Origin of the sequence: Lysinibacillus sp. FSL K6-0057, from assembly GCF_038630885.1 — a bacterium.
GTDB lineage: Bacteria > Bacillota > Bacilli > Bacillales_A > Planococcaceae > Lysinibacillus > Lysinibacillus fusiformis_F.
Genome location: NZ_CP152047.1, coordinates 2573527 through 2585541, shown reverse-complemented (window position 1 = coordinate 2585541; position 12015 = coordinate 2573527). Strand labels below are relative to the sequence as shown.

Genomic DNA, 12015 nt, shown 5'->3' with positions numbered 1-12015 from the left:
TTAAGTTACCTCTTTATCTCGACAAATAGGATCTAAAAGCCATTTAAATTTATATACCTTGCATAGTTCTAAGAATTTAGAGTTTAAGTATGTCATAGTGTTTGGCTTGGAACATGGAAGGATACCTTGGTTGAATGTTAATGAAGATAAGATAAATGAGTCAAGGAGATTATTTTACGTAGGGCTAACTAGAGCAAAAGATGAAACTCATTTATATATTCAGGATGGTATAATGATTACTATGATAGATATCAAAAACTTTGTTGTAGAACTTAAAGAGATTGTAGAAAATAATTTGTAAATCAAATACCTGCTTTATGGTGTTGCTTAATATTACAATTCGTCATAAAAAAATTATTTTATAAATGAGTATATAACAGGTTATAGATGGGATTGATCGTTTAAAAAGAAGTTCGAAAATTTAAAATAAAAATTGATTTTTTTAATAAAGTTTGATTAAAAATCCTGTATCAAAGCAGGATTTTTTTTATTCCACAAACGGGCCATATTATTGAATAAATAAAATCGCCTATTTCCGTTATAGGGTCATATAAGATCAGTTTAGTGTAAGAAAGATATTTAACTAACATTGTTAAATGCAGACGGTGTTGATTATCGTATAAGTAAACTAAGATATTAGCTGTAGTGCCATCTTCAAGGGTAATTGTCTGAGTTGATGCTTCTTCTGCTGCTTGAACTGTAAATCTACCGCAAAGAAGCAAAGCGCAAAAGATGCTACTAAGGGCGCGATTGTTGCGTAACATAGATAGAAAATCGAATTTTTATAACCTAAAGTGATAGTTGTAGGTGGTATAAAAAAGGATAGTTTTAGCAAATGTATTTTTGCTAAACTATGCTTCATTTTTTATTAAATAAAATGTCTGATATCAAATAGAAATATATTAATACCAAGCATTAGAAGTAATGTTTTGATTTTTAATAAAACACCGCGTATGCTGCTTTTTCTTTTTGAGTCTTTTTAAGATATGTATTTTATAGCTATAGTTATTTGTTACTACATTCTGATAGAATTCATGAAAAGGTTGATCAAATAATTAACAAATCCAACGCCCACCTATTCTCAGCACTTACACTCGCAATTGTTACAAGTCGGTAACGGATATTTCGGTGTTATTTTTAAAAATTGAACCTTTCTTGAATTGATAATCGTCTAATAGAAGAATTTGGGAGCAGGTTGAGAAGGAGGGAAGTAGATTGGATAGAGAAGAAAATGATTTCATACTAGAAAAATTGATGATTGATTATGGTAATGAGTTGGTACGATTGGCGTTTTCATATGTGAAAGATGCAGAGATTGCGAAGGACATGGTTCAAAATACGTTTATCAAATGTTACAAAAGCCTTGATTCATTTCGCTTTGACGCACAAATTAAAACATGGCTTTATCGTATTACCATTAACGAATGTAAGGACTATTTGAAAAGTTGGAATTACAAAATGGTACACGTAAAAAGTTTTATTAATGAAACGGCGAAGTCAATATTACCTTCAACAGAAAAAACAGTACTTGATAAATACAATAATGAAGAAATTAAAGATACGATTTTTTCTCTTCCAAAAGTATATCGGGAAGTGGTTTATCTATACTACTACGATTCATTGACGACTGATGAAATTGCCAATGTTTTAGATGTTTCGGTAAATACAGTGAAAACTCGATTAAGAAGAGCAAAACAACGATTAGAATCGATGATAAAGGAGGCAGAAGTTAATGAATGAGAAACGTTCAAAAACTCACTTTTCTAATAAGTTGAATCAAGAACTACAATTTACGAAAGAAGATCGTCAAAAAGTATTTGAACAAATCAAGAAAATAGACAGGGATTCTCATATGCAAAAAAAGTCACCTATTTTCCTACAAAAATTCGCACCAGTAACAGTTTCTATATTAATAATAGGTTTATGTTTATTTTTATTTTTGCCATCATTACTCCCTGGAAATCTGACTAAAGAATCTAACATACGTACTGCAGGTAACCAAGCGGTTGAAGAAGAGAAGGTTTCAACTACATTAATTACGGTGAAATCAAAGGAGATGGATAATAGAATTTATCTAAATCTATTACTTACTTATAATAAAGATAAAAAGATGATGAAAGTTGTATCATTCCCTGCTGAGACATATGCACCAGTATCGACTAATAATGATGGGACAACTTTGTACGATAAATTATTGTTTGCATATAAATATGGGGGCGCTGATAATGTAAAAACGACTGTTTCAAAATTATTAGCATTACCAATTGATTATTATTCAGTAATTGATGTGGAAACTATTTCAACGCTCATTGATTCTGTAAATGGATTAGAATACGATTTGCCAGAAGATATTCGAGTGAGAGCAATCACACAAGTAGCATTTGAATTTGAAAAAGGATTACAGAGTTTTAGCGGTGAAGAAGTTATCGCATTATTGATGGCAGCCACAGAAGGTGTAAATCTAAATGAAGAAAATCTCGTAAATCTATTGCAAGCTATAATTAATAAAATGGAAGCTGAAATGCCACCAGTACAATTAAAAGAAATGTTTACTCAAATGGAAACGAATACATCACTTGATTCATTGTTAGAAAATCAGCCAGAAATTCATTCAATAAAATTGGTTTCTTTAAGCAACGGAATGCAAACGGATTCAATAACATTAAGTGAGACAGAGGGTAAATTTTATTATAAATTTGAAAAAGATTTTTTAAGTACTATATCAGATAATTTAACGACCTTTAACTAAGTATAATATAACACATACAAAATAACGTTTCCAAATCAAATTTTGGAAACACTTGAAAAAGCCATGAGCGCTGTTAAATCAGTGTTTTGTGGCTTTATGTATGAACATTATCTATACAAATTTTTATGCAAGGTATATGAGGGATTGTTGTCAATAAGTGTTTTGATTATTTAAGAAAATATAAGCAGCAAGCAAGATCAATAGATATTGATATAGCAGACGGTCGTTATCCAGAAAAAATTCTATTATTACGTGAGAAAAATGAGCAGTTAGAACAACTCCTACAGCAGCTAGATGCGCTCGATCTCATTATAGAGCCATTTACTTGAGTAACACATTTAAACAAAATCGTTATGGAGCAAAGAAATTGTGAAGATTTTCACTTAAACTAAAGTTAGTTTTATAAGGTGTTTGTTTTATCATTAAACAATAAAGATAGATGATCAAAGAAAAGAAGTAAGACAATTTAATATTCGTTTCGATGAACCGCAGCGTAAGATAAGAAAAAGTCATTCCCTCCACAAGCGGAGAGAATGACTTTCCTTCATAAATCGCAAAACTGCTGATTATAGTTTTGCCCAACGTTCCTCTAACCAGTTCATAAATTGTTCACCTTTGTCGCCTTCATACGCATCAAAGACATCTAAACGCATACGTTTTAGTTTATCTGCAAAGTCTGCCACTGTATGGTCCTTCGGCAAGCTCTTTTTAACACGCAGGAAAATTTTGTCTGTTCCTTTGATAATATCAAAACGTGCAGGTGATGGCTTCTCTACGTCCTCGCCAAGCGCCACAAGTGCTTCATAGGCTGCTAATTGCACCTTGTTGACAGTATCATGCTGCATACGATTTTTTAATAAATCTATGATTTTGTCATGTTGATAAGCTGATAATTTTTCGACTGCGTCTAAACGTTCTCGCCAGCTAGACGTATAATTGGCCTGTTTTTTTAATGTTTCATACTGCTCAGGTAATGCTGTTTCAAATTGTTTCAAGTAATTGCACCTCTTTTTTTAACTAGAGGAAAAATGAATTCTTCTTCTGTTTCTCTTATTATACGTTGTTTTGGTGAAAATAGCGAAGAATCGATGGTAAGGATATATAATGGAAATTAACTACACTAAGGTGAAACGTATCATAATTATGTACTATTCTTTATTAGTTTTGCCTTTCTTCTTAAACTAACTCCCAATCGGGCGCTTTTCTGTGATAAGGAAAGCGTCTTTCTTCATGAAAGGGCCATTTAATTGAATAACACTTTTAAATTAAAAATAGGATTTTATGTTAATCTTGGTGTGAGTTTGTAAAACAATGTACTTAAGCTAACGGGGCGGTTTAGTTAGTATTTATTTATTTTTACATATACTGTATAATTTAGAATTGGAATATTTAACTTTGAGTATTTTTAAAGAATTACTTTGGGAGGGGAGTATTTGTTATATTTAGCTTTATTTATTGGTATCGTTTCAATTGTAATTACGGATAAGCTTACGCAAGCTTTTAAATTATCAAGCATTTGGGGGGTGCTTGGTCAAATCAGTGCGTCACTTGTAATCATAATGGTCGGAAACCTTGAGGTTAATCATATTAGTCTAGGTAATAACTTTGAATTAGGATATTTGACGGTTCCATTTACTTTATTACTTCTTGTAAGTTTTACAAATGTAATGAATATAGAAAAAGTACAAAATCCTTCTATATTGCTGTTGCCATTCGTTTCTTTAGTTTTTATCTCAATAGCAGCTTTCGTCATAGGTCATCCATTTGTTTTAATAACGGGGATTTGTTCCAGTTTAACGCTTATGTTTATTCTGCTATACGGCTATTTTACTGGTAAAGCATTTATGGGAAGAACGATTACTACGTCAATAGGTTTCATAATAGCCGTGCTTTCAATATCCCTCATTAAATCATCTATTGTAACAATTTATATTCCGTTATTTACTTTAGCACTACCATTCACTTTATATTATTTAATTCAAGATAAAATTACGAATGTACAATCAATTACAGTTAGCTTTTTAACAGCTATTTTATTTGGTGTATTTATGTACATAGTTCCTTTTAATATAATATGGTATCTCGTTGTTGGGTTAACAAGTATTTTGGTTATCACGCAATTTTCACGGAAATATCGCTTTATTTAGAAACTAAACTTTTTGTTCAACAATCGGGCGCTTTCCTGTGATAAGGAAAGCGTCTTTCTTCATGAAAGGGCGATTATTGAGGTAAAGGTGGGCTGAAAAGAATTGAATTTGTCTGAAACAGAGGTTGAAATATAATTGTAGAATATAAATTTCTAAATAAATTGAAATAATAAGATAGCCGGATTAGGTGTTATGTTACATCTAGTATGGCTGCTTTTTTCTAAGATTGTTTGTAAACAGACCGTCAAAGCATTTATGGACTGAAAAGGCATTAGTTTTAAGGTGCTCGTTTAAGTATAGAAAATTGAGACATAAAATAGAATCCAATTACATACTGAAGTTGGATATGGTCCCTAGGGATACAAAATACAAGAGTTTCCTTATTCAAGATGGATATAGATTTCGTATCCCAATAATCAAAATGACGATGTGTTAGAAGAATAGCATCTACATCTTCGAAAATGTGAAGTGAAACAGTCAATGAAGTCAATGGATTTCTGCGATAATTTCTAGTGAAAGGGACAGGTGAAAGTTAACCGGCTTCACTCAACATAGGATCAATCAGTAATCGATTTCCATTTATCGGAATAATAGATGTAACATGTCGAATATGCTGTACTGAAATGGGCATATAAGCATCTCCTCTAAACAATTTAGTGACTACAAAAATAAATTCGTATGTATCTCCCAAAAAAACATGTTTATTTTCTTTTCAAAAATATATGAACCTAGCGTTAAAACACAAGTAAAGAATTGCAAGCTATCCCAAACAGTTTTGGGGTTCAGTCCAACTTCGTTCAAAATGAGATTAATTTTTAGCAGTAAAGTCAATTAAAGTATAGCTTTTTGATCAATTTTTTTATTAAACTAACAAAAATACTTGCAACACCTATTGTAGTACTGTACAGTACTAATTATGACAAAGGTAAAATTAATGAATCAAAAACGTGTGATTGAAGTAGCTGCAACATTATTTTTAGAAAAAGGGTTTGCTTATACAAGTATGGATGAATTAGTTCGTGTAAGCAAAGTTTCAAAGTCTAATGTGTATTATCACTTCTCTAATAAGGAAGAATTGTTGGAAGGGGTCGTTGATTATTGGATTGAAATGTATCAATCTGCAATTGATGGCTTACTATCTCAAAACCAATTATTAGTTGAAGATCGTATCCAATTGTTTTTAAAGCAATTATCACAAGGAGTTCAGACGAGAGAATATAAGGGGAGCTGTCCATTTATTACGCTATATATTCAAAGCCCTACAAATGCCACAAAAGTAAAAGAAAAAATAGGTCTTTTCTTTATAGGATTACAAACGAAAGTTTCTCTATTACTCAAACAAGGAGTAGAGAATGGTGAATTTAGAAAGACAATTAATATTGACGAGGTTGCATCTCTTTTTATTACAAATCTTGAAGGAGCGCTATTTATTTCAGAAACACTGAAGGATGCAACTGTAATCATGAAAACAGCAGATCATTTTATTAACTTGCTTCGATAAAAGAAGCATTTTTTTTACATCAAATTAGTACTGAATAGTACTAAAAGGAGGATTTATATGAGAACAGTATTTTTAACCGGCGGAACAGGGTTTATTGGAAAGCAAGTAGTGGAGGAATTAGCGAAAGAAGAGCATGTTACAATTCTTCTATTAGTGAGATCGAAAAGTAAAGCAACACGTATTTTTCAAGAAAGAGGTATCTTAAAAGAGGCAGTTATGCACTTTATTGAAGGTGATTTAACGAAATTAGACTTAGGTCTAAGTGCTGAAGATAAGGAGTTGGTATTGAAAACGGATGTGATTATTCACGCAGGTGGTCCCATGGATATTCAAGCGACAAGTAAAGAGGCAGCTTCCGTATTTTTGAATGGTGCCCAACATATTAGTGAATTCGCTAAAAATATTCATCAATTGAAGGGATTGCAACAATTTATTCATGTTGTAGGCTATATGAGTCCCTTTGATGATAAAAATAGCAAGATTGCGATAGATGTGTTTAAAGAAGGAAACAATTTTTTGAAAATAAAAAATCCATATGAGAGAACAAAGTTTTTAGCAGATCTTTATATCCGTCAGCAAGCATCAACAGTAGGTTATCCGCTTTCAGTAATTAATCCACCAACTGTAGTTGGTAGTAGTAAAACAGGGAGTACGGAGCAAACAGGAGGCTTAGGCTTGCTTGTGATGAGTATGCGAAAAGGGCTCATGCCAGTGATTCCTGGAGGTAAGGAATATAGATTACCACTTATTGCAAACGATGAACTAGCAAAGTTTATTGTGCAGGTTTTCAGATTGGAGCAACCAACTATACAAACATATACACTTGTTGAAGATAAACAAAATGATCAGAATATTTCAGAATTACTAGATGCTATGTCAGAAAGTATGAATATGACTGCACCTAAAATTTCTATCCCATTGCCATTTATGAAAGCACTTATGAATAGTGGGATAAGCAAAATAACCCAAATTCCTGCTGATGGGCTAAACTTTATTACAAATCGAACATTTTCAAATGGTTCAACGAAAAAGATAATGGGAGAAGATTGGCTTAAGGAGACAAATGTAATGAAATTTTTACCAGCCGTAATAGCTGATCTGGATTATCGCATGATGTATCAAAATGGCCAGCACAGTCATTTATTTAAACGAACATTATGTAATAATACGACCATTTACCAATCACAAGGAGAGGGTAAGCCGTTTATTTTATTACATGGTTTATTAAGTGATGGAGAGGATTTATTTCCTTTAGGGAAAGAGCTTCATGAAAAAACGGGTCGACCTGTATGGATCATGGACCTTCCAGGTTTGGGACGTTCTCCTTTTAAACGAGAGAAAAATCTTTTAAATATCTATTTGAATGTATTGAAAAAGTTATTGGAGAAAGCTACTAATGGTGCCCATCTAATTGGCCATTCATTTGGTGCGTATATTCTTTTGGAAGCATTAGTACAAAAGTACATAGATAAGAAGTATACAATTACTTTACTTCAGCCACCTGTTGCTAAAAAAAATACTAAATCGATAAATGTTCCTCAATTTATGAACAAATGGACATTGAAATTAGCAACTACTAATTTGATAGAGCGTTATTTATTAAGTAATGGTTTATTTGAAAGTACAGAGAACATTCCTGAACATTATATTGAAAAAATAAGTAAAAGTTTTACTTCTCCTAGAATTTTAAATACTACGGTTCAGCTTAACAGTTTACTATTGAAAAACGATCAAGGTGATTTCAATGAAGTAACAAAGTATAATCTTCACATTATTTGGGGGGATTATGACAGAGGCTATTCTGCTCCTTCGCATCTTGGTAAGGTTGATTTTATTCCATATGGTCATCATTTTCCTCTTAACCATCCAAGTGAAACGGCTAATTTGGTAATAAAAAATAGTAGTACTAGCAGATGAGCGTGTGGGATAAATAAAAAGTGGGTAGTAAGATCGTTGTGTCTTTGAAATAAAGTCGTACTGTTTGAAAAAAAGATTGGCTACATGAACGCTGGATATATTTGCTTAAGAGTCTAACAGCTAATCAATTACAGCGTACATATCAGTATCCTGAGGTAGTAAAATGCGAATTGAACAAAGTTTTGCTCTTCACGCGTGGCATGTAATCACCTTGTGAAGAAATATACTAAGGAACGTAATAATCTTTCATTTTCTGTGGTGTAGTGTTGATTGTACTCGACCTAGATGGCTAAGGGGGAGAATAGTTCGACAAGGGTTTGGATTATTTTGGTATAATCTAATTAAATGAACTGAGGGGATGGAATAAATTTGTATAGCAAATTTACTTCAAGATGGAATTCCACAGAGAGCCTATCTTTTTCTTTTTCAAATTTCCAAATCAACTTGTTCTCAGGTTAATGATACGAGTTCAGATTGTCTTAGACCTGATGTGGCTCACAATTTAAACATTAGCTCATTTTGCATCGAAAAACGTGATTGGTCACGTTCTAAATAGGCGAGCGCTTAAAATCTTAGAAGGATTAATCAAAAAATATTGTTTAGTAAGGTCGCAAAAAGTTATAGCTTATAAATGTGATGTAATAAAGAGTTTTAACAAGGATTATGTTTGGAATGTTCATTGTGCTGTAAAGAAGTATATGAGAAAGGGTTCCTAATTTAATAATTGTGCTAAAAAATATTCAGTGCGGGAAAGAACTTAGGTTCAAAACGGTGGTTGTGAAGAACAACCTATTTACCAATCTTGTATTCAAACATGTTGTTTCATATTTAAGGCACTTGCCTATTTTTTAGATAATTATTTTATTTTTGGGAATAGTTCCTTAAACTACATCCTGTTGTAATGTATAACATATTGCTTAAAAAAGTGTAAAATACCTCCTGAAGTAACCCGTCCTAGATTAGAACGGGTTAACTTTACTGAGATTATAAAATTAAATAGCTATATTGTCGCTTTATATTACTTCATCTGGTGGTTGTGTCTTTCTCCAGCCATAAAACTGCATGACGTCTTTTGATCATATAAAACATTTCAATTCCCACCTTTCATGTTTTTTAATTAACAGATTAATATTGACGAATACGAATATAATCGTCTATTTTTCTTCGGTTCTCTTCAAAGATTTTTTTCACATATTCATCATGAAGTGCTTTCTCAAGAGAGATCTTACGTTTTGTAATGGTTATCGTGAGCGCAAAAAAGTTTAATATCATTTATTATCACCTCCTTAAATTGCCATGAAAAATGGAAAAAACCGTAGAGAGACTCCTCTACGGTAAAAAAAGGCACAAAAATACCGCAGGGGCACACTTCTCCCTGCGGTATGGGTATGCTTATTTACAAAAAAACCTTAAGCGATCCATTCCGATGTGGTCGAATGTGTGATTTTCATTTTTACTGAAGTTGTAGCTACCAATGACATCAATTTAACGATAACGATCATTTCATTCGACCTCCTTAAGAATTTTTTATTTACTTTGTAAGTATATCTAACTTTAAGTTGTTTGTAAACATCTTTTACTAAGCTTTCCTAATTATTGAAGTGTGAAGCGTTATGGATGCTACGGTACCTGGGGGAATCCAAATCCAGCAATTTCTACAGGGATATGGCTGCAAAATGAAAAAGTATTAGCAAATCACATTGAGTATGGTATCCCAGATATAAATACGAAAGAAAATTGCAGTTATTGGTGGTGGCCATTCGGTTATTAATACCTTGTTAGCACTTGCGGAATTACAAGTAGAGAATTATGCAACAAAGCTAGTGTGGATTATGCGTAAAAAGTCTGTAGAAGAAGCCTATGATGACGAAGAAAAAGATGCTTTGGCAGCACATGGCGCACTCGGTGTTCACATTCACAGGTGATTATGCAATTTTTAAGAGAAGTGATTATGGATCTGGCAGGGATTAGCTGGTGGTGGAGAAGAGGGTGAGACTCCTATTGAATCTGCTCAACGAGAAGCATTTGAAGAAGCTGGCATTACAAGAGGTTTTCCATATATTGAATTAGGTTCTATTTCTTCACTACCAGTAGAAGATGTAGTTGGGAATTTCCTTTGGGGACAAGACGTTTATGTATAAAAAGAATTTTCTTTTGGTGTTAAAGTTCCTACAAAAGATATATCATTATCCAAAGATCACCTTAACAATAAATGGTTATGTTTTGAAGAGGCAGTAACACTTTTGAAATGGGATAGCAATAAAACGGCGTTATGGGAATTGAACAAAAGGTTATTAAATCTGATTAACACCAAACATATGAAAGAAAATATTTAAGCTAAAACGGGTGCTTTGCTTGAAGAACACGGAGTTGCATAGGCAGATCATTTTTAGAGATATTGCTCAAATATAGTACTTGTTGTTATTCGATTATTGGGCAAGTACCGTTATAGAATGCTGAAATTGTGGAGGAAAAAAATGAATAAAACTGAGAGGCAGCTTGCAATCACGCTTGAATTACAGCGAAGCAAAACACTGAGAGCAGAAGATTTAGCTTCTCAATTAAACGCAAAATCGAGGCTACTTTGTCGGAGTCAGTTCGTAACGAGTCAAGGCTTGTTCGGGAAACAATGCGACTGTTTCATATAGGTGAGCAGTCAACTGAAGATCGGGTAAAAACGTATCTTAATATTCTTGTCCAAAATGTATGTAGATTCTTGTCCATATACAAATACAGTACACTTGTACAGGTATTGATGGATTCAAACCCTCCCTCACGTCAAATAATTTTAGTTTACATAATATAAATTATAGGAAGTTGTGTTTCATTGAAAAGTATACTAATAATAGTGAGACGAAATGGATATAAAAGTGTAAAAGGTCAGATAGTTTTGGACACTTGAGACAAATACTTTTGGACACCAAAAATTTACATGAGGCAATATTGTATTTATCATTTAATTTCTAGCTTCAATCTACTCTAAGGATTATTAGTTATGTTTAAATATAATATCTATTCTCAAAGTGAATAAAAAACAACAAGCAAGGCTACAAAAACCCTACTTGTTGGTAAATTACTCCTCATTATTTAAAGAATGTACTAATCCAATCATCGAATGATTTTTCTAAGGCTTCTTCTCTGTTTTCCTGTGAAGAATCCAATTCTAATTTATATAAAAAGCAAACCTCATCTTCTACAGTACCTATTTTTTCTTCCACATCAAAAATTCCATCTTGATAATAAAATTCCCATACAGTATCACTTACTTGGTAAGCTATTGCAGCATGAATAATTTCCATACTATCTGTCCATCTTTCTATATGATAGTGGTTATGGAGAAACATAGTATATTCAGCTAGTTCATATTCAAAATGATTTTGAACTCTAGATGCTAAATCTTCAAACATATTCGTTTCCAAACGAATAAAGTAAATAATTTCGCCTTCTGTCATTTGTTTTGACACATCTTTAATAGAGTTCATATCTACAAACTTTTCAATGAATTCTTGAATACGAGTAATATTTACAGAGGAGAATCTCTCTAACAAATATATATGATAATTTAATTCCATTTTCATCCTCCATTTATTTCCAAGGAAATTTAGGTTGATTTTTTCCAAATTGTATTGTAAATAAGTCATAATGTGTTTTCAGGTTTGGTGGAATATGATAGTGTACCCAACCACTATATCCGTTCCATT

The 12015-nt window shown here is 32.4% G+C and carries 10 protein-coding genes and 2 pseudogenes; 8 read left to right on the top strand and 4 right to left on the bottom strand.

Features of this window, described 5'->3' with window-relative positions:
- Positions 1–25: 25 nt before the first annotated feature.
- Positions 26–301, top strand: coding sequence for a 3'-5' exonuclease (locus tag MHB40_RS12660; protein ID WP_342534778.1), 276 nt, complete (start codon positions 26–28; stop codon positions 299–301).
- Between the two features lie 169 nt (positions 302–470).
- Here the strand turns inward: MHB40_RS12660 and MHB40_RS12655 are convergent, their stop codons facing one another.
- Positions 471–764 carry a hypothetical protein gene (locus MHB40_RS12655; protein ID WP_342532420.1) on the bottom strand — a complete coding sequence of 98 codons (294 nt, stop codon included), beginning with the start codon at positions 762–764 and terminating at the stop codon, positions 471–473.
- A 451-nt stretch (positions 765–1215) separates the two neighbouring features.
- On the opposite strand from MHB40_RS12655, the gene MHB40_RS12650 reads away from it, so the two are divergent.
- Positions 1216–1740, top strand: a complete 525-nt coding sequence (locus MHB40_RS12650; RefSeq protein ID WP_205443638.1) for a sigma-70 family RNA polymerase sigma factor — start codon at positions 1216–1218, stop codon at positions 1738–1740.
- Entirely contained in the window at positions 1733–2749 is a 1017-nt protein-coding gene (locus MHB40_RS12645; RefSeq protein ID WP_342532419.1) for an LCP family protein, read from the top strand. The genes MHB40_RS12650 and MHB40_RS12645 overlap by 8 nt, the downstream gene beginning before the upstream one ends.
- 566 nt (positions 2750–3315) lie before the next feature.
- Here MHB40_RS12645 and MHB40_RS12640 read toward each other — a convergent pair.
- Positions 3316–3744, bottom strand: a complete 429-nt coding sequence (locus tag MHB40_RS12640; RefSeq protein ID WP_205443636.1) for a HEAT repeat domain-containing protein — start codon at positions 3742–3744, stop codon at positions 3316–3318.
- A 438-nt stretch (positions 3745–4182) separates the two neighbouring features.
- Here MHB40_RS12640 and MHB40_RS12635 point away from each other — a divergent pair, with 438 nt between their 5' ends.
- The 3 genes from MHB40_RS12635 to MHB40_RS12625 all read left to right on the top strand — a co-directional run bounded on the left by MHB40_RS12635 (position 4183) and on the right by MHB40_RS12625 (position 8314).
- Positions 4183–4896 (top strand): UDP-N-acetylmuramyl pentapeptide phosphotransferase, encoded by a 714-nt coding sequence (locus MHB40_RS12635; RefSeq protein WP_342532418.1) that lies wholly within the window; start codon positions 4183–4185, stop codon positions 4894–4896.
- Positions 4897–5830: 934 nt separating this feature from the next.
- Positions 5831–6397 carry a TetR/AcrR family transcriptional regulator gene (locus MHB40_RS12630; protein ID WP_342534777.1) on the top strand — a complete coding sequence of 189 codons (567 nt, stop codon included), beginning with the start codon at positions 5831–5833 and terminating at the stop codon, positions 6395–6397.
- Between the two features lie 57 nt (positions 6398–6454).
- Entirely contained in the window at positions 6455–8314 is a 1860-nt protein-coding gene (locus tag MHB40_RS12625; RefSeq protein ID WP_342532417.1) for an alpha/beta fold hydrolase, read from the top strand.
- Between the two features lie 1125 nt (positions 8315–9439).
- Here MHB40_RS12625 and MHB40_RS12620 read toward each other — a convergent pair.
- Entirely contained in the window at positions 9440–9586 is a 147-nt protein-coding gene (locus MHB40_RS12620; protein ID WP_342440545.1) for a YrzI family small protein, read from the bottom strand.
- Between the two features lie 320 nt (positions 9587–9906).
- On the opposite strand from MHB40_RS12620, the pseudogene MHB40_RS12615 reads away from it, so the two are divergent.
- Positions 9907–10233, top strand: a pseudogene (locus MHB40_RS12615) (flavoprotein); the annotation flags it as partial.
- A pseudogene (locus MHB40_RS12610) lies at positions 10193–10650 on the top strand (NUDIX domain-containing protein). The pseudogenes MHB40_RS12615 and MHB40_RS12610, both read left to right, overlap by 41 nt.
- 747 nt (positions 10651–11397) lie before the next feature.
- Here the strand turns inward: MHB40_RS12610 and MHB40_RS12605 are convergent.
- The gene (locus MHB40_RS12605; protein WP_342532416.1) at positions 11398–11886 is read right to left on the bottom strand and encodes a hypothetical protein; all 489 of its coding nucleotides are present in this window, start codon (positions 11884–11886) and stop codon (positions 11398–11400) included.
- Positions 11887–12015: the final 129 nt, after the last annotated feature.